The following is a 24,645-nucleotide window of genomic DNA, read 5'->3' as shown; positions in this document are numbered from 1 at the left end:
TCAGGAGCCACCATGACTGCAGTCGACCAACTCCTCGCCCTGCAGACCGCGCCGGATCGCTACGACATTGCACCCGCCGACGTGCGGCAGCTGCAGATCGACGCGGTCAACGAGCGGTTCACTGTGCACGCCGAACAGATCCCATTGCTGCGCAACCGATCTCAGTCTGCCGACATCGCCAAGGTGGTCGCGGTCCAGGACCTGGTGCCGCTGCTGTTCGCCCACGGCGCCTACAAGAGCTACGCCCAGAATTGGCTGACCGACGGTCGATGGGACCGGATGGCCAAATGGGTCGGCACGGTCTCCACATGTGATCCGGCGGGAGTCGACGTCGGCGGGGTCGCCGGTCTCGACGACTTCGTGACCCGGATGGAGTCCGTCGGGTGCTATCTGACCTGCTCCAGCGGCACCACCGGAAAGCCGGCCATGATCGCCTGCTCGGAGTCCGACCTCGACGTCGCCTCACGGGCCAATGTCACCGGATTGACCTGGGCCACCGGCATACCGGCCGACGGCACGCGCAAGCTGTTCGGCCTGGGGCCGCGCACCAATGTCGAGCGCAACGAACGCACCAGGATCGCGCTGGTCGAGGCGTTCTCGACCGAGGCCGACACCTATCAGCTGCCCGTCGACCCCATCTCGGTCGGTTCCATCATGGGCATGATCGACCTGCGCCGGCGCATTGCCGACGGCACGGCCGGCCCCTCGGAGATCGCTGCATTCGAGACCACCAGCGCCGGCCGGCAGAGCGCGATGGACATCGCCACCGCCGGCGCGGTCGATGAGCTGATCGCCAGTCGGGAACGGCAACTGTTGCTGACCGGGATGTTCGCCTCCCTGTACCAGGTGGCTCAGGGGGTACGGGCAAAAGGAATCTCCGGCAACGACTTCCGTGATGACACCGCGCTGCTGGTGGCGGGCGGTCTCAAAGGTGCCGCGCTGCCGCCGGACTACCGGGAGTTCATCTTCGACACGTTCAACATCGCCGACGAGCGGGTGTACCACTTCTACACGATGCAGGAACTGAACACCCCCTTCCCGAAGTGCCCGGCCGGCCGCTACCACGTGCCGCCATGGGTATTGCTGCTGCCACTCGACGAGCCCGGCGAGAACCTCGTCGACATCTCATCCGGACCGGTGCAGGCGCGCGGCGCATTCTTCGACGTGTCGCTGGACGGCCGCTGGGGCGGGGTCATCTCCGGGGACCGCATCGACGCCGATTTCGGTGCCTGTGAGTGCGGTCATCAAGGTCCGACCGTCGGGCCGGACATCACCCGCTACGCCGATCTGGGCGGGGACAAGATCACCTGCTCGGGCACCATCGACGCCTACGTGCGGGGTGAGGCATGAGCCCGCTGAACGCTCCGTTCATGATTCGCGGTGAGCTCGTCGAGGGTGACGCGGTCCGCCACACCTCCCGCGATCTGGGCATCGACTTCATCACGCCGGCAATCGATCTGGATGCCCTGATCACGCCCCGCGCCCAGCTGCCGCCACTGCTGGACGTGCCGCTGGCCGAGATCATCGACTTCCTCGTCGAGACCGGCGAGCGACTGGCGCTCGACGACAACCCGCACCTGCAGCGCTGCCTGGATCTGGTGGCCGAGACCAACCCGCTGCCCCGCCGGGTGGTGGAGAACCTGTACCGCACCGCTCCGGAGTTGCTGCGCCGCGACAGTCTGTGGGCGCAGGTCGACTCGAACTTCGCCGACCCGGCGGTGCTCGACGGCTGGGTGAGCCGGACGGATGCGGCCGGCAACACCGGTGCGATCCGGGCCTTCCCGCCCCGCATGGTGCACATGCTGGCCGGCAACGCCCCGGCGGGTTGTATCGCCTCGATCGCCCAGGGCGCTCTGGTCAAGGCCGTCAACCTGTTCAAGATGCCGTCCTCAGACCCGTTCACCACCGTTGCGGTATTACGGACCATGGCCGAGATCGACGCCGATCATCCTGTGGTGCAGTCGATGTCGGCGGTGTACTGGGCCGGCGGTGATGAGACGGTCGAGCGCACCATCTACCGTCCGCAGTACTTCGACAAGATCGTGGCGTGGGGCGGTGGACCGGCCATAAACAACGTCATCCGCTACCTGGGGCCAGGAATTCAGCTGGTGTCGTTCGACCCCAAGAGCTCCATCTCGATGATCGGCCGTGAGGTGTTCGCCTCCGACGAGGTGCTGGCCGAGGTGGCCGAGCGGGTAGCCGCCGACACCTGCGTGTTCAACCAGGAGGCCTGTCTGGCAAGTCGATTCGTCTTCCTGGAGACCACCGATCCGGCCGAGGCCAGGCGGTTCTGCGCCGCGCTCTGGCCGCGGCTGGGCGCCGACCGGATGTTCGGGTCGGCCGTGGCGCCGTTGCCGCCCACCGACGTCCGCGACGAGATCGAGGTGATGGGTGCGATGGGTGACGAACTCGAGGTGTTCGGCCGCTTCGACGGGCGCGGCATGGTGCTGCTGTCCGACACGCCGGTGGACTTCCAACCGTCGAACAAAGTCTCCAACGTCGTCATGGTGGCCTCGCTCGACGACGCGATCCGCCACGTCAACGTTGCGACCCAGACCATCGGCGTCTACCCCTATGAGCGCAAGGTCCAGCTGCGCGATGCGCTTGCCGGCGCAGGTGGCCAGCGGGTGTGCCGGGTGGGCACCGCCAACGGCCATGTCGCCGGTGGTCCGCACGATGCGATGTACCCGCTGGCCCGGTTCGTGCACTGGATGGGCGACGACGATATTTTCGGCGGCAATCTCAACGTCAATGCCAACGCGGCGCTGCCGGTGGCTACCGGGTAACCGTGGCGGATCGGCGTACGCTCCGTGCATGTCCGTGTCGTCGCGAACCTCGGTTCGGCGGCCAGGCGTCGTCGAGTCGGTGATCAGTTGGGCTCTATGGGCCTTCGTCGGCCTGATTGCAGTGTTACTGGCGTTCGCCGCGATCTTTCCGGTGGGCTTCAGCGGTGCGTTTCCCGACCAGGCCGATGACGCGGCGACCATGGCGGGATGGGCGGTGCTGACCGTGGCGCTGGTCGTCCTGGCCCCGATCGGCATGGCGATCGGGCATTGGCGGCACTGGCACATCTGGTACTGGCCGGTGCTGTGCGCCGCCTCGGCGGGCACCACGCTCGTCTTGCTGCAGGCGTTGTAGACGTCGTATCGAGCGCGGTAGGACCGGCCACGTAAACTGGAGGGCCGGAGTTTTAACCGGAAAAGGGGCGTACCTGCATGAGCGGCCATTCCAAGTGGGCCACCACCAAGCACAAGAAGGCCGTCATCGATGCCAAGCGCGGCAAGATGTTCGCCAAGCTGATCAAAAACATCGAGGTCGCGGCACGTGTCGGCGGGGGAGACCCGTCCGGTAACCCCACCCTCTACGACGCCATCCAGAAGGCGAAGAAGAGCTCGGTACCCAACGACAACATTGAGCGCGCCCGCAAGCGCGGCGGTGGCGAAGAGGCCGGCGGCGCCGACTGGCAGAACATCACCTACGAGGGTTACGGCCCCAACGGGGTGGCGGTGCTCATCGAGTGCCTCACCGACAACCGCAACCGTGCCGCCGGCGAGGTGCGGGTCGCGATGACCCGTAACGGCGGCAACATGGCGGACCCGGGCTCGGTGGCCTATCTGTTCTCCCGCAAGGGCGTGGTGACGCTGGAGAAGAACGGTCTGACCGAGGACGACGTACTGATGGCAGTCCTGGAGGCCGGTGCCGAAGAGGTCAACGACCTCGGCGACGCCTTCGAGATCATCTCCGAGCCCACCGACCTGGTCGCGGTGCGCACCGCGCTGCAGGACGCCGGCATCGACTACGACTCGGCCGAGGCCAGCTTCCAGCCCTCGGTGAGTGTGCCCGTCGACCTCGAGGGCGCCCGCAAGGTGCTCAAGCTCGTCGATGCGCTGGAGGACAGCGACGACGTGCAGGACGTGTACACCAACATCGACATCCCCGACGATGTCGCTGCGCAGCTCGACGAGGAGTAGCCACTGCCCGAGCCGCCCCCCTTCAGCCCGACCGTCGGGTTGCTCACTGTCAGCCGAGTCTGGGAATCCGCGTTCACCGACGCGCTGAAACCCCTCGGGCTGACCACTCGCAAGTACGGGCTGCTGGGGCATGTTCGGGGTAATCCGGGCATCTCGTTCAGTGAACTCGCGCGACGTTCGCGCATCACCGTGCAGAGCGCACACGCCGCCGTGGCGTCGTTCGTCGAGGCGGGCCTGGTCGACGATGCGACGGCGCATGCCGGCGCCGCGTCGACACTGCAGGTCACGGCAAAAGGCGCGGCACTGTTGGACCGGGCCGCCGAGGTGGTGACCAGGCTCGATGCGCAGTTCGCCGCGGAACACCCCGAACTGACCGAAGCGCTCCGCGCTTGTATGACTCGGATCATGCCGGGTTCCCGATAACCTTCAGCTAGGCTGAAGGTTATGGAAGGCGTGGGCTCATGAGTTTTCGGCACTACCTGCGCCGGCCGCCGGCGGTCAGCGCCGCCGAGGCAGTCCGACTCGTCGAGGCGGGCGCACTGGTCATCGATGTCCGTCGCGCGTTCGAGTGGAATCGGGTCCACATCCCGGCTGCGGTGCACATGCCGCTCGAGGAATTGCCCGAGCGTTGCCTGGACCTCCCCGACGACCGCCTGCTCATCACCTTCTGTACCGGCGGGATCCGGTCGGCGGGTGCGGCGAACCTGTTGGTGGAGAACGGTTTCGAGGCCGTCAACATGAGTGGCGGCCTGATCCACTGGCGTGCGGCGGGTGGACCGCTCACCGGGTGACGGTCAGCGCAGTGCAGCGTCGATGGGCGTCGACCCCGAAATCACCTCGAAGGTCCGGCCCGCGGTCTCCGGCTCGTGCAGTACGGCGAGGAGTATTCGAGCGACGTCCTCACGGGGAATGCTGCCGCGTCCGGTGGCTTCGGCGACCGTGACAGTTCCGGTCCCGGGATCGTCGGTGAGCCCGCCCGGCCGCACGATCGTGGTGCGTAGGCCCGCGCGCGCCCGAACGTCGGCGTCGGCCTCCGACTTGGCCCGCATATAGGCGCGGAACACCTCGTCATAGTTCTTGTCGAGCGAGCGATCGTCGGCCGCAAGTGCCGACACCATCACGTAGCGGCTCACGCCCGCCGCCTCGGCCGCGTCAGCCAGCAGGGTCGCGGCATCCCGGTCGACGGTCTGTTTGCGGGCGGCGCCGCTGCCCGGCCCGGCGCCCGCTGCGAATACCACAGCATCAGCGCCGCGCACGGCGTCGGCCACGTCGTCGACCGATGCACTCTCCAGGTCCAGTACGACCGGGGTCGCCCCGGCCGCCTCCAGGTCCGCCGACTGGGCCGGGTTGCGGATGAGCCCGACCGCCTCGTCCCCTCGTGCGGCCAGCAACCGTTCGAGGATCAGGGCGATCTTTCCGTGTCCGCCCGCAATGACCACGCGCATTTCCGTACCTCCCACCGACACGGTAGCCCGGGTCGTTCAGCGGGTCAGGAAGCGGCCGATCTCCTCGGCAGTCTGTTCGGGTTGATCGAGCATGATGAGCACTCGCGCATCCGCGATCTGGCGCAGCTGCCCGTCGGGTAGCAGGTCGGCCAGTTGCCGCCCGTGTGCGGGCGGCATCACGGTGTTGTCGCTCCACAACACCAGCGACGGGCCGGTGAAATCGGCGAGGGAGTTGGTGGCCCGGATCAACTCGGCTTTGTCGAATCGGCTGCGGCAGTAGCTGATCAGGTCGCGGCGGATCCGCCGATCGGCCAGCGCGGCTTCGGTCCAACCCTCGAAAAGATGTTGGGGGATCGGCTTTTTCGCCATCTCGCCCCACAGTATCGGTTGCCGGCGCAGCCACTCGATGCGCATCTGGCGTAGTGCGAAGGAGACGGTGCCGGTGGTGCGGCTGGCGAGCCACAGCACCTTGGCGTAGGGCGCTGGTGGGAAGTTGTCGAACGCCTCCGACGGGCAGATCACCAGTCGTGCCACCCGTTTGTCGCGTCCGGTGTCGGTCAGGAACAGCGGTCCGCCCCAGTCGCTGACGATCAGGGTGACGTCCGCCAGATCCAGGGCGTCGAGGAAATCGGCGACGATGCCGAGCATCCCGTCCATCCTGAGATCCGCGTCCTCCCGCATCGGGATGCGGTGTCCACCCAGGGGGAGCACCGGCAGCAGATAGCGGAACCCGGCAGGCAGCAGCGGCAGCGTCGTCGTCCACTGCGTGTCGTTCATCAAGAGTCCGTGCAGCAGCACCACCGGCGGCCCGGACGGATCCCCCACTTCGCGATATTCGATGGTCCCCGCGGGCAGTTCCACTGATTTCATGGCGACCTTCCTGGCATTAGAACGTTGATTCTAGAATTTATGCTCTAGTGTGTCGGCAGGAGGTTCAGATGGCAAGGTCCACGCGGGAAACGATCCTGACGGCCACCGCCGAACTGATGCGGCACAAGGGCTACGCGGCGGTCGGCATGAAGGACATCGTCGCGGCCTCCGGCGCCCCGATCGGGTCGCTCTATCACCATTTCCGGGGCGGCAAGCTGCAGATCGCCCGCGAGGCACTGGTCGATGCGGGAGCTGCCTACGGGCTGCTCGTTCCGACGATCGTCGATGAGTACGACGACCTGGGCCGTGCGGTCGAGGGGGTGTTCAGCCAAGCCGCGGAGGACATGGCAGCCAGCGGCTACGCGAACATGTGCCCGGTCGGCACGGTGGCGGCCGAAACCTCCGACACCGTCGAGGAGTTGCGGGTTGTCGCGGCGGGGGTGTTCACCGCGTGGCTCGACGGCGGCGCCGCCTACTTCGCCCAACGAGGCGTGGACCCGCCGATGGCGCGCGAGGTGACGATTGCGATCGTCGCGGCACTCGAAGGCGCGTTCATCCTGGCGCGCACGCTGCGTGACGTCGAACCGCTGCTGGCAGCCGGCCGCGCACTGGCCCCGCAGTATCGAGGGATCGCGCTGGGGGTCCGAGTGTTGACCGATACGACGAATTGAGCGCACTGCACCCTCGTTCGCGCGGTTACGGTGATCTCGGTCGTTTGTGGGTGCGCTGGGAAGGCGGGGTCATGCAGTTGGTCAACGCGGCGGTGACCGACCCGCACGGGGTCACCTGGATGGTGCGACGCAAGTGGATGTACGCCCCGGATACGTGGGGAGACTCCGACGGTGTGGTCGGGGCGATCTTTGCCATCGTCTCGCTGCTGGTTCTTCTGGCCTGGCCGATCTGGTTCGCGGCGAAGTTTCTCGGGGTGCCCTGGAAGATCGTGATCGAGCGGGCTGGGCGGGAAGTCGGCACCGAACGCGTCAGGGGTTGGCGGGCATCGGGGCGACGGATCGACCAGATCCGCCAGAGCATCCTCGGGGCGGGTGTCTCGCACTACCGGTGATTGGCGTGTCCCTGCCACACCCCGCCGACCCGGCCCGCTAGGCTATCGAACAGATGTTCTGACGAAGGGGTTCGTGTGCGGGTGATGGGAGTGGATCCCGGGTTGACGCGCTGCGGCCTGTCCGTGGTGGAGAGCGGCAAGGGCCGGCAGGTCACCGCCCTCGATGTGGACGTGGTCCGCACCCCGGCTGACGCACCGTTGCAGAAGCGGCTGCTGGAGATCAGCAACGTTGCCGAGTACTGGATGGACACCCACCGACCCGACGTGATCGCGATCGAGCGCGTCTTCGCACAACAGAACGTGTCGACGGTGATGGGTACCGCCCAGGCCGGCGGAGTGATCGCCCTGGCAGCGGCTCGGCGCGACATCGAGGTGCACTTCCACACCCCCTCGGAGGTCAAAGCGGCAGTTACCGGAAACGGTCGTGCCGACAAGGCTCAGGTCACCGAGATGATCACCAGAATTCTTGCGCTGCAAGCCAAGCCGTCTCCGGCGGACGCCGCCGACGCGCTGGCCCTTGCCATTTGCCACTGCTGGCGCGCCCCGATGATCGAGCGCATGGCCGCCGCCGAGGCCATGGCGGCCGAACAACGCCGCAAGTACCAGGCCCGGCTGAAGGCCACCGCGAAGGCGGCCCGGACATGATCGCCTCGGTGCGCGGCGAGGTCATCGACATCGCGCTCGACCATGCCGTGATCGAGGCCGCCGGTGTCGGCTACAAGGTGATGGCCACGCCCTCGACGCTGGCCAACCTGCGCCGTGGCACCGAATCGCGGCTGATCACCGCGATGATCGTGCGCGAGGATTCGATGACGCTCTACGGGTTCGCCGACGGCGACGCCCGCGACCTGTTCCTGACACTGCTCGGCGTCTCCGGCGTGGGCCCCAAGATCGCCTTGGCGACATTGGCGGTCTATGACCCGCAGGCCCTGCGGCAGGCGCTGGCCGACGGCGATGTGACCGCGCTGACCCGGGTTCCCGGTATCGGCAAGCGCGGTGCCGAGCGCATGGTGCTGGAGCTGCGGGACAAGATCGGTCCGGTCACCCCAGGGGCCATCGGTGGGGCGATCGGCCACGCGGTGCGCGCTCCTGTGGTGGAAGCCCTTGTCGGACTTGGCTTTGCCGCCAAGCAGGCGGAGGAGGCCACCGACAAGGTGCTGGCCAACAACCCCGAGGCCACCACGTCTTCCGCGCTGCGGGCCGCGCTGTCCATGTTGGGTAAGAAGTAAATGGGCCGTTTCGACGACACCGAGGAACCTGACGAGCGGGAGGTCTCGCCGGCGCTGACGGTCGGCGAGGGCGACATCGACGCCAGCCTGCGACCGCGCTCCCTCGGAGAGTTCATCGGTCAGCCCCGGGTACGGGAGCAGCTACAACTGGTCCTCGAGGGCGCCAAGAATCGCGGTGGCACACCGGATCACATCCTGCTGTCCGGCCCGCCCGGGCTGGGCAAGACCTCGCTGGCGATGATCATCGCGGCCGAGCTGGGCTCGTCGCTGCGGCTCACCTCGGGCCCCGCGCTCGAGCGCGCCGGTGACCTGGCGGCGATGCTGTCCAACCTCGTCGAGCACGACGTGCTGTTCATCGACGAGATCCACCGCATCGCCCGGCCGGCCGAGGAAATGCTGTACCTGGCGATGGAGGACTTCCGCGTCGACGTGGTGGTCGGCAAAGGCCCTGGCGCCACGTCGATCCCGCTCGAGGTCGCACCCTTCACGTTGGTAGGGGCCACCACCCGGTCCGGTGCGCTGACCGGCCCCCTGCGGGACCGCTTCGGGTTCACCGCGCACATGGATTTCTACGAGCCGGTCGAACTCGAGCGGGTGCTGGCCCGGTCGGCAGGCATCCTCGGCATCGAGTTGGGTCGCGAGGCCGGTACCGAGATCGCCCGGCGCTCCCGCGGTACACCGCGTATCGCCAACCGGCTGCTGCGCCGGGTCCGGGACTACGCCGAGGTCCGCGCCGACGGGGTGATCACCCGCGACATCGCCAAGGCCGCGCTCGAGGTCTACGACGTCGACGAACTCGGGCTCGATCGCCTGGACCGTGCAGTGCTGTCGGCGCTCACCCGCAGTTTCGGCGGTGGCCCGGTCGGGGTGTCGACGCTGGCGGTGGCCGTAGGCGAGGAGGCCTCCACCGTCGAGGAGGTCTGCGAACCCTTCCTGGTGCGCGCCGGCATGGTGGCGCGAACGCCGCGGGGCCGGGTGGCCACGCCGCTGGCGTGGACTCATCTGGGTATGCAACCGCCGGTTACCGGACTGGGACAGCCGGGGCTGTTTGAATAGGCGGCATGGTTATCGCCGGTCTGGTGTTCGCCGCGCTCGCCGCGGCCCTGCATGTCTACATCTTCGTCATGGAGTCGCTGACCTGGACTTCACCGCGGACCCGTGCGACCTTCGGTATCAGCGAGGAGGAAGCCCAGGCCACCAAGGAGCTGGCGTTCAACCAGGGTTTCTACAACCTGTTCCTGGCGATCGTCACCGTGGTCGGCATCGTCGCGGTTGGCATGGGGCATAACGCAGTTGGAGCTGCCCTGGTGTTCGCCGGGGTGGGTTCCATGTTGGCCGCCGCCGCAGTGCTGCTGACCAGTTCGCCGGACAAGGCGCGGGCAGCCATCACCCAGGGCGCGTTCCCACTGATCGCGGTCGTCTTGCTCGTGGTCAGCCTGCTCTAGGCCGTTCGCAGACGCGGCCCCATAGGTTCGAGCAAGAGCACTTGACCCTCACGCGACGTGAGGCGCCAGTCTGATCAACATGACGCAGGAGTTGCCGGTGGATGAGCTCACCGTCGGCCAGGTGGCTGAGCGATTTCGCATCACGGTCCGGACACTTCACCACTACGACGAGATCGGGTTGTTGACCCCGTCCCGGCGTGGCGCCTCGGGATACCGGGTCTACACGTCGGCCGACGTGACGCGGCTGTCCCAGATCATCGTGTACCGCCGGCTCGAGTTCTCGCTTGACGAGATCGCGAGCCTGCTGAACGAGGGCGATGAGGTCAGTCACCTGGTCCGTCAGCGCGAACGCGTCATGACCCGTCTCGACGAGATGAAGGACCTCGTCGAGGCCATCGATCAGGCATTGGAGAAGGCAATGACGAACACCCCCATGACCGACGACGACATGCGCGAACTCTTCGGCGACGACTTCGACGACTATCAGGCCGAGGTCGAACAGAAGTGGGGCGAGACCGCGGAGTGGAAGGAGTCGCAGCGTCGAACGAAGGCCTACGGCAAGGACGAGTGGATCCAGATCAAGACCGAGGGAGAAGCCGTCGAGCAGGCTCTGTCCGACGCTTTCCGCAGCGGACTTCCGGCTGACTCCGACGCGGCGATGGATGCCGCCGAACGGCACCGGCTCCACGTGAACCGCTGGTTCTACGACTGCCCGAGCGAATTCCACCGCAAGCTGGGAGACATGTACGTGAGCGATCCGGCATACGTCGCAAGGTACGACGAATCTTTCGCGCTTCCGGGCTTGGCGGTGTTCTGCCGCGACGCGATTCATGCGAACGCGGACCGAGCTGCTCGCTGACGGGACAACGGCTTGCTGCGCCAGATACTGATTGGCCGCGGTCCTGGATAAGGACCGCGGCCGCTCAGGGGATTCTTCCCTTGTGGGGAAGTCTGTTACAGCAACCCGAGCAGTTTCAGATCGCTGATGTATTTGACGATGATCTCGCGGGTGACATGCGGGATGTCCTTGTCGGGGCCGATCTTCGCGTCCTGCACCGCAGCACGGAACACGTCGGTCGGCGCCATCGCGCCGTTGACCGGCACGCCGGGCTGCTGGTAGTTGTGCAGCAGCGGCAGCAGTGAGGCCTGACGCTGCTTGTCGGGCAACGCCCGCAGCGTGGTCTCGAAGCGGGACAACCACTCCTGGTAGTCCTCCACGCGCTGGATCGGGTAGCCGGCCTCGACGAGCCAGTCGACGAATTCGTCCATGCCGAGGCCGTCATCGTGCGGGTTCATCACGTGGTAGGTCTCGAAGCCGTCCTGGGCATGGGCGCCCAGGGTGGAGATGGCCTCGGCGATGAACTCGACGGGTAGACCGTCGTAGTGCGAGCGCTGGCGGTTGCCGTCCGCGTCGAGCTGGTTGAAGGACTTCGGCGCGACACCGGTGGCGACGAGGCTGAACATCATGCGGGTGAACATGTCCGGCAGGTTCAACTGCCCGGCATAGGTGGTGTCGGCCAGGATCATGTCGCAGCGGAACACCGTCACCGGCAGGCCGGCCAGATCGTGGGCTTCACGCAGCAGGACCTCACCGGCCCACTTGCTGTTGCCGTATCCGTTGGCGTAGCTGTCGTCGACACGTCGAGTGGGGCTGATGGTTCGAATGTCAGCGTCCTCCACGAACTTTCCGTGCTCGATACCGCCGCCCACGCCGATGGTCGACACGTAAGCGAACGGCTTGATCCGCGTGGTGAGCGCGATACGGATGAGCTCGGCAGTGCCAAGCGCGTTGGGTCCGAACAGTTCGCTGTAGGGCAGCACGTGGTTGACCAGAGCGGCCGGGTCGACGATGAAATCGACGGTGTCGGCCAGGCGTTGCCAGGTGGCCTGGTCGAGGCCCAGGTCGGCCTCGCCCTTGTCGCCGGCGATCACTTCGAGATGGTCGGCGGCCAGTTCACGATAGTGCGCCAACAGCTTCGGATCGCCGCTGTCGAAGGTCTTGTCGAGCCGTGCGCGGGCTTCCTCGTCGGACTTTGCGCGCACGAGGCAGATGACCTTGCCGTCAACCAGATCCATGCGCTCCAGCCACTCCAGGGCCAGGTAACGACCCAGGAAACCGGTTGCGCCGGTGAGTAGTACGGTGCGGATCTCACTGACCGGACCGGGCAGCCCCGGTGCGGCGGCCAACGTCGCGGCGTCGATGAACTTGTCCAACGTCAGATCCGACGCATGGACCTCGGTCGCGTTGCGACCGTGCACCGAGGTGAAGGTCGGCCGCAAATTGGTACCGGAGCGCTGAGCCTCGATGTACTCGGCGATGGTCCGAAGATCCGATGCCGGGCTGACGATGGCCGACACGGGCACCTCGACGTCGAAGATCTCCTGCAGCAGGTTTCCGAAGGTCAACGCGGACAGCGAATCCCCGCCCAGATCGGTGAAGTGGGCCTCGGGTGCGAGATCGGTTGTCGCAGCACCCAACAGGGCGCCTGCGGCCCGGCTCACGGTGTCGAGCACGGGAGCCTGGGCGCCATTGCGCCGCAGCTCGCTCAGTTCGTTGGCCTGCCCCTCGGCCAGTTCGGTGTACAGCTCCTCCAAACGCTCGCCGTAGTGACTCTTCAGGTTGGGACGAGCCAGCTTGCGGATACCGGTCAGCAGACCGTTCTCCAGGCTGAAAGGCGTCGTCTCCACGAGGAAGTCACGAGGAACTTCGTACGACTGCAGCCCGGCGGTGCGGGCCGCTTCCTGAAGTGAATCGCCGATCGCCTGCTTCGAGGCGGTGGGATCGGTGGGCACCACGACGGCCAGCAGATACGAGCGGGCGCTGTTGCCGTAGATGAAGATCTGGCGCACCAGCGGGCTGTCCCCGAAGACTGCCTCCAGCTTGGAGACGGTGACGAACTCGCCCTGCGAAAGCTTCAGGACGTTGTTGCGCCGGTCGAGGTACTCGACATGGTCAGGGCCGAGTTCGGCCACGATGTCACCGGTGCGGTAATAGCCGTCCTCGTCGAACATCTCGGCAGTGATCTCCGGACGCTTGTAGTACCCGGGGAACATCTGCTCGGACTTCACCAGCAGCTCGCCGCGCGGGTGGGGCTGGTCGGTGCGGAAGTAGCCCAGATCCGGGACGTCGACGAGCTTGTAGTCGATCACCGGCGGGCGCTGGATGTAGCCGTCGACGAAGACCGAACCGGCCTCGGTCGAGCCGTAGCCCTCCAGCAGGTGCATTTCGAGCAACCGCTCGACCCACGTTTTCATCTCGGCCGAGATCGGCGCGGAACCGGTCATCGCGGAGACGAATCGTCCGCCCAGCAGGTCCTCGCGGACCTCGGCGAGCACTGCGTCCTCACTGCCGCCGGAACGGTCGAGCCGGCTCTGGTACTCCTGGAACAGCATGTCCCAGATCCGCGGCACGAAGCTCAGCTGCGTCGGCCGCACGAGGGCGAGATCGTCGAGGAAGGTCGACAGGTCGCTGCGCGCGGCGAAGTATGCGGTGCCGCCCGAACTCAGCGTGCCGATCAGGATGCCGCGGCCCATCACGTGGCTCATCGGCATGAAGTTGAGGGTGATCGCGGGCAGGGCAGCCTGGTTTTCGTCCCAGGTGGCCTTGGTGGCGATCTGCCACATGTTGGCGACCTTGCTCTCCGGGTACATGGCGCCCTTGGGGGTGCCGGTGCTGCCGGAGGTGTAGATCAGCATGGCCAGCGGGTCGGCTTGGCCGGAGACGTACAGCGGTGCGTCGGCCAGCGACCGGCCGCGGTCCAGGACGTCGGCCAGCGGCTCGACGACAACGTCGGTGCCGGCGAGCGCGGACTTGGCGGCCTCGAAGGCTTCGCGCTGTGCGTCTACCCGGGGCCGGTAGTCGAAGACCACCAGGCGGCCGGGCGCGGGTCCGGAGCGCACCAATTCGACTGCGTCGTCGAGGAAATCGATGCTCGCCGCGATCACGGTCGGTTCGGTCTCGGCGACGATGGGCCGCAGGGTGGTGACCGGGGCGCTGGTCTGCAGCGGCACGGACACGGCGCCGAGCTCGATCAGCGCGGTATCGATGGTGGTGTAGTCCACGCTGGTGAAGCCGAGGATGGCGACGCGGTCGCCGGGCTTCACGGGGTGGTTGTGCCAGGCGTTGGTCACCGCTTGGACGCGGTCGCCCAACTGGCGGTAGGTGATGGTCTCAAACCGGGGGAGCAGCTGGGCCGACGTGCGGCCGTCGGCGTCGGTGACGTACTCGACCGCGCGCTGCCCGAGGGCGGGCCGGTCTGCGTACCCGGTGAAGATGCCTTTGACTACGGCGGGCAAACGCAGTTCTGGCTGGGCGACGGCGGCGTTGACGGCGTCGCTGGGGCGGGCATCGGCGAACTGGGCGTCGGTGTCATACAGGTGTGCGATGCGGCGTTGGAGCCGGTCCTCGCGTGTTTCGGTGGTCATATCGGTCCCCTGAGCAAATCAAAATAACTATGGTCGGCGCATTTGCCGCGCCTACTAACTACTACGTTAGTAAAACTAATTATATTTCGAGATCCCAGTCCGGTGGCTGCGAGATTGGTCACGCCCGGCGTGCGCCCGTCCCACTGCGATGGGGGACGGGCGCACGGGGGGTTAGAGCAGGCCGAGCTGCTGCAGGTTGGTGATGTACTTGACGATCACTGCCGGGCTGACATGCGGAATGTCCTTGTCCGGCCCGATCTTGGCTTCCTGCACCGCGGCCCGGAAGTGGTCCGTCGGGGCCAGGGCGCCCAACATCGGCCGCTCGGGCTTCTGGTAGTTGTGCAGCAGCGGCAGCAGGGAGGCCTGACGCTGCTTGTCCGGCAGGGCCCGCAGAGTGCTCTCGAAACGCTGGATCCACTGCCCGTAGTCGGCTATCCGCTCGATCGCGTAGCCCGCCTCGATCAGCCAGTCGGTGAACTCGTCCATGCCGAGGCCGTCGTCGTAGGGGTTCATCACGTGGTAGGTCTCGAAGCTCTCGACGGACTGTCCGCCCAGGGTTGAGATCGACTCGGCGATGAATTCCACCGGCAGGCCGTCGTAGTGCGAGCGCTGGCGCTTGCCGTCAGCGTCCAGCTCGTAGAACGAGCCCGGTGCGATACCGCTGGCGACGAGGCTGAACATCATGCGGGTGAACATGTCCGGCAGGTTCAGCTGACCCGAGTACGTCGTATCGGCCAGGATCATGTCGCAACGGAACACCGCCACCGGTAGCCCGCACAGATCGTTGGCCTCGCGCAGCAGGACCTCGCCGGCCCACTTGCTGTTGCCATACCCGTTGGCGTAGCCGTCGTTGATCGCCCGGACCGCGCTCATCTGGCGGACGTCGACGTTCTCGACGAACTTCCCGATCTCGATCTGATCGCCCACGCCGATGGTCGACACATAGGTGTACGGCTTGATCTTCGTGGTGAGCGCGATCTTGATGAGCTCGGCGGTGCCAAGGGCATTGGGTCCGAACAACTCGCTGTAGGGCAGCACGTGGTTGACCAGTGCGGCCGGGTCGACGATCAGGTCGACGTCGTCGGCCAGGCGCTGCCAGGTCTGCTGGTCCAGTCCGAGGTTCTCCTCGCCCTTGTCGCCGGCGATCACCTCGAGGTGGTCGGCGGCCAGTTTCTGGTAGTGCGCCAACAGCTTTGGGTCGCCGCTGTCGAAGGTGGCGTCGAGCCGGGCCCTGGCCTCTTCGTCGGACTTGGCTCGCACCAGCGCGATGACCTTGCCGTCGACCAGATCCATGCGTTCCAGCCACTCCAGGGCCAGGTAGCGGCCGAGGAAGCCGGTGGCGCCGGTCAGCAGCACGGTGCGGACCTCTGCAGGAGCCTTGGGCAGGCCCGGCGCGGCGGCCAGGGTTGCGGCGTCGAGGAACTTGTCCAGTGTGAGATCGGAGGCACTGACTTCGGCGGCGTGCCTGCCGTGCACCGACGCATAGGTCGGGCGCTGGGATCCGCTGCGCTGCGTTTCGATGTAGCCGGCGATCCCGGCCAGGTCGGTGGCCGGGCTGACGATCACGCCGACCGGCACGTCCACGTCGAAGATCTCCCGCAGCAGATTGCCGAAGGTCAACGCCGACAACGAGTCTCCGCCCAGATCGGTGAAGTGGGCGTCCGGCGCCAGGTCTGACGCCGAAGCGCCGAGCAGGGCACCTGCGGCCCGGCCCACGGTCTCCAGCACCGGGGCGTCGGCACTCAGGGAGCGCAGTGCCCGAAGTTCACCGGCCTGCGTCTCGGCAAGTTCGGTGTAGAGCTGCTCCAGCCGCTCGCCGTAGTGCGCCTTCAACTTCGGCCAGGCCAGCTTGCGGATACCGGTCAGCAGGCCGTTCTCCAGCGTGAAAGGTGTTGTCTCCACGATGAAATCGCGGGGGATCTCGTAGGACTGCAGGTCGGCTTCCCTGGCGACCTCCTGCAGGGATTCGCTGATCGCCTCTTTGGAGACACTGGCGTCGGTGGGCACCACGACGGCCAGCAGGTAGGGCTGCGCGCTGTTGCCGTAGACGTAGATCTGTTGCACCAGTGGGCTGTTGCCGAACACCGCCTCCAGCTTGGCCAACGTGACGAACTCGCCCTGGGCGAGCTTGAGCACATTGTTGCGCCGGTCGACGTAGCGGAGCTGGTCCGGACCGATCTCGGCGACGACGTCGCCGGTCCGGTAGAAACCGTCCTCGTCGAACACCGAAGCCGTGACCTCGGGACGCTTGTAGTAGCCGGGGAACAGGTTCTCGGTCTTTAGCAGCAACTCGCCGCGCGGGTACGGCTGATCGGTGCCGAAGTAGCCCAGATCGGGGACGTCGACGAGCTTGTAGTCGATCACCGGCGGGCGCTGGGCCACGCCGTCGAACAGCGCCATACCGGCCTCGGTCGAGCCGTAACCTTCGAGCAGGTGGATGCCGAGCATGTCCTCGGTCCAGGTCTTGAGCTCAGCGGAGATGGGTGCCGAGCCGGTCATGGCGGCGACGAAGCGTCCGCCGAGGACGTTGTCCCGCACCTCGGCCAGCACCTCGGCCTCGACGACCTCACGGTCCGCGCCGCCCTCGGCCAGACGGTGATCCACCCGGCTCTGGAACTCGCTGTGGATCATCTCCCACACGCGCGGAACGAAATTCAGTTCGGTGGGCCGCACCAGGGCGAGGTCCTCCAGAAGCGTCGACAGGTCGCTGCGGGCTGCGAAGTAGCAGGTGCCGCCGGCGGCGAGCGAGGCATACAGGATGCCGCGGCCCATCACATGGCTCATGGGCATGAAACTGAGGTTGATCGCCGAGCTGACCGGTCCGAGCCACGCCTTGCTGTTGCGCCGCCAGAATTTGCCGACCGAGCTCTGGAGGTACATCGCGCCCTTGGGGGCACCGGTGCTGCCCGAGGTGTAGATCAGCAGCGCGAGCGGGTCGGTGCCGTCAGCCTTCGGCGCCTCCGGTGAGGGCAGCTCGGCGCCCCGGACCAGCAGGTCGCTCAGGGTCTCGACGGTGACGCCGGCCCCGGCCAGCCGCTCGGCGGCCGATGTCACGGCATCGCGGTGATCGTCGATCTCGGGGTGGTGGTCGAAGGCGACCACCCGAGCCGGGGCGTGGGCGGTGAGCGCCAGTTCGACGGCATCGGCGAGGTGGTCGACACTCGCGGCGATCACAGTCGGTTCGGTCTCGGTCACGATGGGCGCCAGCGATTCGGGCGAGGAGCTGGTCTGCAGGGGCACCGACACCGCGCCGATCTGGCCGAGAGCCGTGTCGATCACGGTGTAGTCAGCGCTGGTGAAACCCAGGACGGCGACCCGGTCGCCCGGCTTGACGCCGGAATCGTGCAGAGCCGCACCGAAGGCGCGCACCCGGTCCCACAGTTGTCCGTAGCTGATGGTGTCGAACCGGGGGAGCAGGCGGGCAGTGGTCCGACCGGTGGCCGGGTCGGTGACGAATTCCTGCGCGCGCTCCCCGAGCGCGGGCCGATCGGCGTAGCCCTCCAGGAGGGTCTGGACGATCTCGGGAAGAAGGAGGCCGGGGACGTCTACAGAGGCGGTGACGGTGTCGCTCGGTATCGCGGCAGCGAACTGTGGATCGGTAGCGGTCAGATCGGCGATGCGGATCGCCAGTTGCTCCTCGCGAGTATCAAACGACATCGAAAAACCTCTTTGTTGATAGCGGAAATAGTCACCAGCGCAACGTTGCGCCACCGGTTTACTACGTTAGTGAAGCTAAACTTATTTCCGGAAAACCAGCTTCTCCGCTGTCAATGTGCTGTGAGTCCTGTCGTTCCTGCATACCGTGCGGAACAGGCCTGTTATTTGCATCACCGGATCGTCGGCACCACCGCGTGCGCGGGCGTTCGTCCGGCGAGCGCCTCCACCGCCGTTGCTGGATCCGGGACCGCGATCAGCAGGTCGCGCGCCGCAGCCAGAGCCGCCGCCGATGGCGTCACTCCGCCGACAGCGTCGGCCAGGTCGAGTAGATGCACGGTGGCCTCCAACAGTGCGACCTCGGCGACCACGCCGAGTGTGGTGCTGCCGACAACCGGATAGCGGATCACCGTTTCGCCGGCCCGGGCCATTTCGGGCATCCGGCGCATCCGGTCCGCGGCGTCGGCGAATCGCGCCGAGGCTGCCGCGGGACTCAGTGCCGAGGCTTCCTGCACAGCCTGTGCGGCGATCCGGTCCGCCGTGGTGTTGGCGACCCCGTCGGGCTGGTTGAAGATGCGCAGCATCTCGGCCGCATCCGTCACTGCGGGCAGGCCTTCCACCCGGGCTTTGACGAGTCCGTCGAACGTCGTTGCCTCTGGACAGACATGGGCAACCAGCGACTGCACGTCCCAGGCGCCACACCGGGTGGCGGTTCGCCACTGTGCCGCGGTGAGCTCGGCGCATCGTCGGCCCCAACGTTCCCAGGCATCGGCCAACGTATCGCGCAGTGACCTTCCGACGAGACGCATGCCCTCACCCTAGGAGCGTTATTCCCGCTCGAGTTCGGGGTACCCACCCGGATGTCAAAGGAGGCATCATGACCGAATTCGATACCCGCGGTGGCCGGCTACGCATGCGGCGCAGCCGCGGTGCCGCCAGCGGACTTCTGCTGGTTCTACTGGGAATCTGGGGTGCGCTGATCCCGTTCATCGGACCGTACTTCGACTTTGCCTTCACCCCGGACCAAGCCTGGGTGTGGACGTCGGCGCGCGGCTGGTTGGAGGTGCTTCCGGGCGCTGTCACGGCGCTGGGCGGTCTGCTCCTTCTGGTTTCGGGGAACCGGGCCACGGCTCATTTCGGCGGATGGCTGGCCGTACTGGGCGGAGCGTGGTTCGTGATCGGCCGGGCGCTCGCCGGGCCGCTGGGTATAGGTGATGCCGGGATGCCGATTGCCGTGACCGACGCCAAGCGGGTGTCGCTGGAGTTGGCCTACTTCTCCGGGCTGGGTGCTTTGATCGTGTTGCTGGGGGCCATGGCGGTCGGCCGGTTGTCGGTCCGCAGCGTGCGTGATGTCGAATATGCCCAACGCCCCGTCGCCACGGCGGCGTCGGCCGAACCCGTCGCAGTCGCAGACGCGTCGCCGACCGAAGCCCCCGCGCCCAGACATCGGACCTGGGGTGGATTCTTCGGTGGACGTCACACCCACGCGCACTAGCGCGTCAGAGGTCGCGCAGGATCAGCTCGAGCACGTCGAGTCCCTCGACGAGCAGATCGTCGCTGATCGTCAACGGCGGCAGGAAGCGCAGCACGTTTCCATAAGTGCCGCAGGACAGCACGATCACGCCCGCCGCGTGTGCACCGGCGCACAGCGCCTTGGTGAGCTCCGGGTCGGGTGTGATCGTGCCGGCCTTGACCAGTTCGACGGCGATCATCGCGCCCCGGCCGCGGACGTCGCCGATCCGGTCGTCCTCGGCCTGCAACCGGCCCAGGCGGTCCTTCATCAACGCCTCGATCTGCTGAGCCCGGGCGATCAAGCCGTCGGTTTCGATGGTCTCGATCGTGGCCAACGCCGCCGCACACGCGATCGGGTTGCCGCCGTAGGTGCCGCCCAACCCGGAGACGTGGGGCGAGTCCATGATCTCGGCGCGGCCTGTCACCGCCGACAGCGGCAATCCGTCGGCGATCCCTTTGGCGGTGACGATGAGATCGGGATCGATGCCCTCGTGTTCGCACGCGAACATCGCGCCCGTCCGCGCAAACCCGGTCTGCACCTCGTCGGCGATGAACACCACGTTGTTGTCGCGGCACCACCCCAACAGCGCAGGCAGGAACCCGTCCGCCGGGACGATGAACCCGCCCTCACCCTGAATCGGTTCGATGATGACCGCGGCCAGGTTGTCGGCGCCGACCTGCTTCTCCATCACGTCGATGGCCCGCTCCGCCGCGAGCGCGCCGTCGGTGGCCAACTCCTTGCCGAACTCGGCGTCGCGGTACGGGTAGGACAACGGAGCCCGGTAGATCTCGGGTGCGAACGGGCCGAAGCCGTGCTTGTACGGCATGGACTTGGCGGTCAGCGCCATCGTGAGGTTGGTGCGCCCGTGATAGGCGTGATCGAAGGCGACGACGGCAGGCTTGTGGGTGTGGGACCGGGCGATCTTGACCGCGTTCTCCACGGCCTCCGAACCCGAGTTGAACAACGCCGAACGCTTCTCGCCGCGCACCGGTGTCAACCGGTTGAGGTGCTCGCAGACCGCGACATACTGCTCATACGGCGTCACCATGAAGCAGGTGTGCGTGAACTCCGCGGCCTGGGCACCCACCGCCTCGACAACACGCGGCGACGAGTTGCCGATCGTGGTGACCGCAATGCCCGAGCCCAGGTCGATGAGCCGATTGCCGTCGACGTCCTCGACGATGCCGCCCCCGGCCCGGGCGGCATAGACGGGCATGGTGTTGCCGACGCCCCGGGCGACCGCGGCCGTTTTACGGCCGATCAACGCCTCGGATTTGGGGCCAGGGATCGCGGTGGCCAGATGGCGGCTCTGCTCGGGATGGCTCAACACTGCCTCCTGAAAACGGAACGGCGGCGAAGGAAAGAACGCGTATCGAGCCTAGTCGTCCGGGCCGCCAGTCGGCGGCGAATGGGGTGGTCCGGGTCGGCGGCGGTATCGTGGCCTCGGTCGCCCTGACATCTGACCCGACACGAAAGACATAGTTGACATGGATCTCGTCATTTTCCTGCCCCTGCTGATCGTCATGGGCGCGTTTATGTTCTTCGCGTCGCGTCGTCAGCGCAAGGCCATGCAGGCGACCATCGACCTGCACAACTCGCTGCAGATCGGCGATCGCGTGCACACCACCTCGGGCCTGCAGGCCACGATCACCGGCATCACCGACGACAACGTCGACCTGGAGATCGCGCCCGGCGTCGTCACCACCTGGATGAAGCTCGCCGTGCGCGACCGCATCGAGGAGGACGCCGACGACGAGGCCGGCACCGACGTCCCGGCGGCGGCGACCGAACTGACCGAGAGCACCGGTGTCACCGACACCGACGGCCTCAAGAAAGACTGACCGCAGAGCACCCAGGACAAGCACGTACCCTTTGCGGTGCTGACGAACTGATCTCGAGGAGACCCTAGAAACGTGGCATCGTCTTCGGCGCCGGTGCATCCTGCGCGCTACCTGACACTTTTCCTGGTCCTTCTGATCGGCGTATATCTGCTGGTGTTCCTCACCGGCGACAAGCAGGCCAAGCCAAAACTCGGCATTGACCTGCAGGGCGGTACCCGGGTGACGCTGACAGCGCGCACCCCGGACGGCTCGACGCCGACCAGAGAGGCACTCAACCAGGCCCAACAAATCATCAGTGCCCGCGTCGACGGTCTCGGCGTCTCGGGCTCAGAGGTCGTCATCGACGGCGACAACCTGGTGATCACCGTTCCCGGCAACGACGGCAGCGAGGCCCGCAACCTGGGCCAGACCGCCCGGCTGTACATCCGGCCAGTCGCTCGCGCCATACCGGTACAGCAGATCAAGCAGCTCGCTCAGGGTGGAGCGCCGGGTGCTCCTGGTGCCCCCGCGGCGCCGGGCGCTCCTGCGGCCCCGGGTGCTCCTGCGGCTCCGGGTGCTCCCGGTGCGATCCCCGGCCAGGTCCCGGGAGCGCCGGCCGAGCAGCCCGCGGCGCCGCCCGTGAGTGAGCCTGAGCCGGCCCCACAGCCGCGCCCGTACCCGTTGGATCCGGCACCGGAACCCACACCGGCTCCGGCACCGGAGCCCGCCCCGGCACCGGCTCCCGGAGAGACGCCAGCGCCGCCGGCGCCGCAGCCCGCACCGCCAGGCGCCCCGGCGAAACCCGACGAGGCAAAGACTCGGGCCGCCTTGATCACGCTGGCGAAGACGATCCGGCAGAGCACCAACCCGATGATGCAGATCCAGGCGATCATGGACCGCGCCCAGAACTGCGACAAGGACGACATTCTGGCCGGCAACGACGACCCCAAGTTGCCGCTCGTGACGTGCTCCACCGACGGCCAGACCGTCTACCTGCTGAGTCCGTCGATCATGAGTGGTGAAGAGATCGCGGACGCCACCTCGGGGCTGAACCAGCAGCAGGCCCAGTACGTCGTCGACGTGACCTTCAAGAGCGGGGGAGCCAAGACCTGGGCCGACTTCACCGCGGCGAACGTGGGCACCCAGACGGCGTTCACGCTCGACTCGCAGGTGGTCAGCGCACCCGAGATCCGGGAAGCCATCCCTGGCGGCAACACGCAGATCACCGGTCAGTTCAACGCGGACACGGCCAAGGAACTGGCCAATGTGCTGAAGTACGGGTCGCTGCCGCTGTCGTTCGAGTCGTCGGAAGCGGAGACCGTTTCGGCGACCCTGGGCCTGTCTTCGATGCGGGCCGGTCTGATCGCGGGCGCGGTCGGCCTGGCGGCGGTGCTGCTGTACTCGCTGCTGTACTACCGGGTGCTCGGTCTGTTGGTGGCCCTGTCGCTGGTTGCTGCCGGCGCAATGGTTTTCGCCATCCTCGTGCTGCTCGGCAGATACATCGGTTACACGCTGGACCTGGCCGGTATCGCCGGTCTGATCATCGGTATCGGCACCACCGCGGACTCCTTCGTGGTGTTCTTCGAACGAATAAAGGACGAGATCCGCGAGGGCCGGTCGTTCCGGTCGGCGGTGCCCCGAGGCTGGGCACGCGCCCGCAAGACGATCGTGTCCGGCAACGCCGTGACCTTCCTGGCCGCCGCGGTGCTGTACTTCCTGGCGATCGGGCAGGTCAAGGGCTTCGCGTTCACGTTGGGATTGACCACGATCCTGGACATCGTGGTGGTGTTCCTGGTGACCTGGCCGCTGGTGTACCTGGCGTCCAAGTCCCCGACGATGGCAAAACCTGCCCTCAACGGTCTCGGCGCGGTGCAGCAGATCGCGCGGGAACGCCGGGAGGCTTCGCATGCGACCGCGGGACGGGGATAGGCACATGGCAGCAAAGAACGACACCACCGCTGACGACGTCAAGGACACCTCGGTGGAGACGCCGAGTATCGAAGCCACGTCTGCGGCCCTGCCCAAGCACGGATTTTTCGTTCGGCTCTACACCGGCACCGGCGCCTTCGAGGTCATCGGCCGCCGCAGGCTCTGGTACGCGGTCTCCGGCGTCATCGTGGCGATCTGTATCGCCAGCATGGTGCTGCGCGGGTTCACGTTCGGCATCGACTTCGAGGGCGGCACCAAGGTGTCGATGCCGTCGGCCGGTTCCGAAGGGGTCGTCTCCGTCCAGCAGGTCGAGGACGTCTACAGCAAGACCCTGAACAAGGCGCCCGAGTCGGTCGTGTTGGTCGGCAGCGGAGCCTCCGCCACGGTCCAGATCCGTTCGGAGACCCTGTCCGAACCGGAGATCGAAGAGCTGCGGACCGCACTGTTCGACGAGTTCCACCCCAAGGGCAGCGACGGTCAGCCCAGCAAGCAGGCCATCAGCGACTCGAAGGTGTCGGAAACCTGGGGCGGCCAGATCACCCAGAAGGCACTGATCGCGCTGGTGGTGTTCATCGTGCTGGCCTCGATCTACATCGCCTGGCGCTATGAGCGCTACATGGCGATGGCCGCGATGGCCACCCTGGTCTTCGACCTCGTCGTGACGGCCGGCGTCTACTCGCTGGTCGGATTCGAGGTCACCCCGGCCACCGTCATCGGCCTGCTCACGATTCTGGGCTTCTCGCTGTACGACACGGTGATCGTGTTCGACAAGGTCGAGGAGAACACCCACGGCTTCGAACACACCACTCGCCGAACCTTCGCCGAGCAGGCCAACCTGGCCGTCAACCAGACCTTCATGCGTTCGATCAACACCAGCTTGATCTCGGTGTTGCCGATCGTGGCGCTGATGGTGGTGGCGGTGTGGCTCCTGGGCGTCGGAACCCTGATGGACCTGGCCCTGGTTCAGCTGGTCGGCGTCATCGTCGGTACCTACTCGTCGATCTACTTCGCCACGCCGCTGCTGGTGTCGCTGCGTGAACGCACCGAGCTGGTGCGCAAACACACCAAGCGGGTGCTCAACCGCCGGGAGAAGGGCAACAAGGCGGCGACGGCCACCAATGACACCGACGCGGCCTCCGATGCGACCGAGGCCGCCGACACGGGTGACACGGTGTCGGCGTCGATCGTTAGCGAGCCCGCACCGGCCAAGCCGGCCCCGGGCGCACGTCCGGGCACCCGGACCGGACGTCCGTCGGGCAAGCGGAACACCCGGCGGTAAAG

At 66.8% G+C, this 24,645-nt stretch carries 23 protein-coding genes; 17 read left to right on the top strand and 6 right to left on the bottom strand.

The features are described 5' to 3' along the window. Positions 1-12 precede the first annotated feature (12 nt). The 6 genes from AC4ELH_RS10105 (at position 13) to AC4ELH_RS10080 (ending at position 4,762) form a co-directional block, all read left to right on the top strand. Positions 13-1,350: a long-chain-fatty-acid--protein ligase gene (locus AC4ELH_RS10105; RefSeq protein ID WP_498884331.1), complete on the top strand. Its 1,338-nt coding sequence runs from the start codon at positions 13-15 to the stop codon at positions 1,348-1,350. Continuing rightward, positions 1,347-2,786, top strand: coding sequence for an acyl-CoA reductase (locus AC4ELH_RS10100; RefSeq protein WP_498884330.1), 1,440 nt, complete (start codon positions 1,347-1,349; stop codon positions 2,784-2,786). The genes AC4ELH_RS10105 and AC4ELH_RS10100 overlap by 4 nt, the downstream gene beginning before the upstream one ends. Positions 2,787-2,814: 28 nt before the next feature. Further along, on the top strand, positions 2,815-3,138 hold the full coding sequence (locus AC4ELH_RS10095) for a hypothetical protein (RefSeq protein WP_110777744.1): 324 nt from the start codon (positions 2,815-2,817) through the stop codon (positions 3,136-3,138). 77 nt (positions 3,139-3,215) lie between these two features. After that, positions 3,216-3,971, top strand: a complete 756-nt coding sequence (locus tag AC4ELH_RS10090; protein ID WP_064886608.1) for a YebC/PmpR family DNA-binding transcriptional regulator — start codon at positions 3,216-3,218, stop codon at positions 3,969-3,971. 3 nt (positions 3,972-3,974) lie between these two features. Beyond that, a complete protein-coding gene (locus tag AC4ELH_RS10085; protein WP_498884464.1) occupies positions 3,975-4,394 on the top strand; it encodes a MarR family winged helix-turn-helix transcriptional regulator in 420 nt (139 codons plus the stop codon). A 38-nt stretch (positions 4,395-4,432) separates the two neighbouring features. After that, entirely contained in the window at positions 4,433-4,762 is a 330-nt protein-coding gene (locus AC4ELH_RS10080; RefSeq protein WP_064886606.1) for a rhodanese-like domain-containing protein, read from the top strand. Positions 4,763-4,765: 3 nt separating this feature from the next. Here AC4ELH_RS10080 and AC4ELH_RS10075 read toward each other — a convergent pair whose 3' ends face one another. Beyond that, entirely contained in the window at positions 4,766-5,416 is a 651-nt protein-coding gene (locus AC4ELH_RS10075) for an NAD(P)H-binding protein (protein ID WP_064886605.1), read from the bottom strand. 36 nt (positions 5,417-5,452) lie between these two features. Continuing rightward, positions 5,453-6,286 carry an alpha/beta fold hydrolase gene (locus AC4ELH_RS10070; RefSeq protein WP_064886604.1) on the bottom strand — a complete coding sequence of 278 codons (834 nt, stop codon included), beginning with the start codon at positions 6,284-6,286 and terminating at the stop codon, positions 5,453-5,455. A gap of 68 nt (positions 6,287-6,354) precedes the next feature. Here AC4ELH_RS10070 and AC4ELH_RS10065 point away from each other — a divergent pair, with 68 nt between their 5' ends. From AC4ELH_RS10065 to AC4ELH_RS10035, 7 genes are all read left to right on the top strand, one after another. After that, positions 6,355-6,957, top strand: a complete 603-nt coding sequence (locus AC4ELH_RS10065; RefSeq protein ID WP_498884327.1) for a TetR/AcrR family transcriptional regulator — start codon at positions 6,355-6,357, stop codon at positions 6,955-6,957. Positions 6,958-7,028: 71 nt separating this feature from the next. Then, positions 7,029-7,349, top strand: coding sequence for a hypothetical protein (locus AC4ELH_RS10060; protein WP_064886603.1), 321 nt, complete (start codon positions 7,029-7,031; stop codon positions 7,347-7,349). A gap of 75 nt (positions 7,350-7,424) precedes the next feature. Further along, entirely contained in the window at positions 7,425-7,994 is a 570-nt protein-coding gene (ruvC, locus tag AC4ELH_RS10055; RefSeq protein ID WP_064886602.1) for a crossover junction endodeoxyribonuclease RuvC, read from the top strand. Further along, positions 7,991-8,578 (top strand): Holliday junction branch migration protein RuvA, encoded by a 588-nt coding sequence (gene ruvA / locus AC4ELH_RS10050; protein ID WP_498884325.1) that lies wholly within the window; start codon positions 7,991-7,993, stop codon positions 8,576-8,578. The genes ruvC and ruvA overlap by 4 nt, the downstream gene beginning before the upstream one ends. Next, entirely contained in the window at positions 8,579-9,634 is a 1,056-nt protein-coding gene (ruvB, locus tag AC4ELH_RS10045; protein ID WP_055113446.1) for a Holliday junction branch migration DNA helicase RuvB, read from the top strand. It begins immediately after the preceding gene. A 5-nt stretch (positions 9,635-9,639) separates the two neighbouring features. Next, entirely contained in the window at positions 9,640-10,023 is a 384-nt protein-coding gene (locus AC4ELH_RS10040; RefSeq protein ID WP_064960862.1) for a DUF1304 domain-containing protein, read from the top strand. Between the two features lie 97 nt (positions 10,024-10,120). Beyond that, positions 10,121-10,882 (top strand): MerR family transcriptional regulator, encoded by a 762-nt coding sequence (locus AC4ELH_RS10035; RefSeq protein ID WP_064960882.1) that lies wholly within the window; start codon positions 10,121-10,123, stop codon positions 10,880-10,882. A gap of 95 nt (positions 10,883-10,977) precedes the next feature. Here AC4ELH_RS10035 and car (AC4ELH_RS10030) read toward each other — a convergent pair whose 3' ends face one another. The 3 genes from car (AC4ELH_RS10030) to AC4ELH_RS10020 form a co-directional block, all read right to left on the bottom strand. Beyond that, positions 10,978-14,448 (bottom strand): carboxylic acid reductase, encoded by a 3,471-nt coding sequence (gene car, locus AC4ELH_RS10030; RefSeq protein WP_498884322.1) that lies wholly within the window; start codon positions 14,446-14,448, stop codon positions 10,978-10,980. A gap of 171 nt (positions 14,449-14,619) precedes the next feature. Beyond that, on the bottom strand, positions 14,620-18,105 hold the full coding sequence (car, locus tag AC4ELH_RS10025; RefSeq protein WP_498884321.1) for a carboxylic acid reductase: 3,486 nt from the start codon (positions 18,103-18,105) through the stop codon (positions 14,620-14,622). Positions 18,106-18,275: 170 nt separating this feature from the next. Then, a complete protein-coding gene (locus AC4ELH_RS10020; protein WP_498884319.1) occupies positions 18,276-18,911 on the bottom strand; it encodes a maleylpyruvate isomerase N-terminal domain-containing protein in 636 nt (211 codons plus the stop codon). Positions 18,912-18,979: 68 nt separating this feature from the next. Between AC4ELH_RS10020 and AC4ELH_RS10015 the strand changes: the two genes are divergently transcribed. Further along, positions 18,980-19,597 (top strand): hypothetical protein, encoded by a 618-nt coding sequence (locus AC4ELH_RS10015; protein ID WP_064885322.1) that lies wholly within the window; start codon positions 18,980-18,982, stop codon positions 19,595-19,597. 4 nt (positions 19,598-19,601) lie between these two features. On the opposite strand, the gene gabT is transcribed toward AC4ELH_RS10015, so the two are convergent. After that, positions 19,602-20,942, bottom strand: a complete 1,341-nt coding sequence (gene gabT / locus AC4ELH_RS10010) for a 4-aminobutyrate--2-oxoglutarate transaminase (protein WP_498884317.1) — start codon at positions 20,940-20,942, stop codon at positions 19,602-19,604. Between the two features lie 160 nt (positions 20,943-21,102). Between gabT and yajC the strand changes: the two genes are divergently transcribed. The 3 genes from yajC to secF all read left to right on the top strand — a co-directional run bounded on the left by yajC (position 21,103) and on the right by secF (position 24,643). Then, entirely contained in the window at positions 21,103-21,456 is a 354-nt protein-coding gene (yajC, locus tag AC4ELH_RS10005) for a preprotein translocase subunit YajC (protein ID WP_064885324.1), read from the top strand. 72 nt (positions 21,457-21,528) lie between these two features. Beyond that, a complete protein-coding gene (gene secD, locus AC4ELH_RS10000) occupies positions 21,529-23,364 on the top strand; it encodes a protein translocase subunit SecD (RefSeq protein ID WP_448446495.1) in 1,836 nt (611 codons plus the stop codon). A gap of 4 nt (positions 23,365-23,368) precedes the next feature. After that, positions 23,369-24,643 (top strand): protein translocase subunit SecF, encoded by a 1,275-nt coding sequence (gene secF / locus AC4ELH_RS09995; protein ID WP_064959141.1) that lies wholly within the window; start codon positions 23,369-23,371, stop codon positions 24,641-24,643. Positions 24,644-24,645 lie beyond the last annotated feature (2 nt).

The organism is Mycobacterium shunyiense, assembly GCF_058270075.1.
Note: the sequence above shows the minus strand (reverse complement) of the source record. Positions and strands in the feature narration are given on the sequence as shown.

Excerpts from the sequence above, each read along its gene's own strand:
- ruvA (WP_498884325.1), top strand. The coding sequence starts at position 7,991 with ATGATCGCCTCGGTGCGCGGCGAGGTCATCGACATCGCGCTCGACCAT.
- AC4ELH_RS10060 (WP_064886603.1), top strand. The coding sequence starts at position 7,029 with ATGCAGTTGGTCAACGCGGCGGTGACCGACCCGCACGGGGTCACCTGG.
- AC4ELH_RS10065 (WP_498884327.1), top strand. The coding sequence starts at position 6,355 with ATGGCAAGGTCCACGCGGGAAACGATCCTGACGGCCACCGCCGAACTG.
- AC4ELH_RS10075 (WP_064886605.1), bottom strand. The coding sequence starts at position 5,416 with ATGCGCGTGGTCATTGCGGGCGGACACGGAAAGATCGCCCTGATCCTC.
- AC4ELH_RS10020 (WP_498884319.1), bottom strand. The coding sequence starts at position 18,911 with ATGCGTCTCGTCGGAAGGTCACTGCGCGATACGTTGGCCGATGCCTGG.
- AC4ELH_RS10090 (WP_064886608.1), top strand. The coding sequence starts at position 3,216 with ATGAGCGGCCATTCCAAGTGGGCCACCACCAAGCACAAGAAGGCCGTC.
- car (WP_498884322.1), bottom strand. The coding sequence starts at position 14,448 with ATGACCACCGAAACACGCGAGGACCGGCTCCAACGCCGCATCGCACAC.
- AC4ELH_RS10070 (WP_064886604.1), bottom strand. The coding sequence starts at position 6,286 with ATGAAATCAGTGGAACTGCCCGCGGGGACCATCGAATATCGCGAAGTG.
- ruvB (WP_055113446.1), top strand. The coding sequence starts at position 8,579 with ATGGGCCGTTTCGACGACACCGAGGAACCTGACGAGCGGGAGGTCTCG.
- AC4ELH_RS10105 (WP_498884331.1), top strand. The coding sequence starts at position 13 with ATGACTGCAGTCGACCAACTCCTCGCCCTGCAGACCGCGCCGGATCGC.
- AC4ELH_RS10095 (WP_110777744.1), top strand. The coding sequence starts at position 2,815 with ATGTCCGTGTCGTCGCGAACCTCGGTTCGGCGGCCAGGCGTCGTCGAG.
- AC4ELH_RS10015 (WP_064885322.1), top strand. The coding sequence starts at position 18,980 with ATGACCGAATTCGATACCCGCGGTGGCCGGCTACGCATGCGGCGCAGC.
- AC4ELH_RS10040 (WP_064960862.1), top strand. The coding sequence starts at position 9,640 with ATGGTTATCGCCGGTCTGGTGTTCGCCGCGCTCGCCGCGGCCCTGCAT.
- car (WP_498884321.1), bottom strand. The coding sequence starts at position 18,105 with ATGTCGTTTGATACTCGCGAGGAGCAACTGGCGATCCGCATCGCCGAT.
- AC4ELH_RS10080 (WP_064886606.1), top strand. The coding sequence starts at position 4,433 with ATGAGTTTTCGGCACTACCTGCGCCGGCCGCCGGCGGTCAGCGCCGCC.
- yajC (WP_064885324.1), top strand. The coding sequence starts at position 21,103 with ATGGATCTCGTCATTTTCCTGCCCCTGCTGATCGTCATGGGCGCGTTT.
- AC4ELH_RS10100 (WP_498884330.1), top strand. The coding sequence starts at position 1,347 with ATGAGCCCGCTGAACGCTCCGTTCATGATTCGCGGTGAGCTCGTCGAG.
- secF (WP_064959141.1), top strand. The coding sequence starts at position 23,369 with ATGGCAGCAAAGAACGACACCACCGCTGACGACGTCAAGGACACCTCG.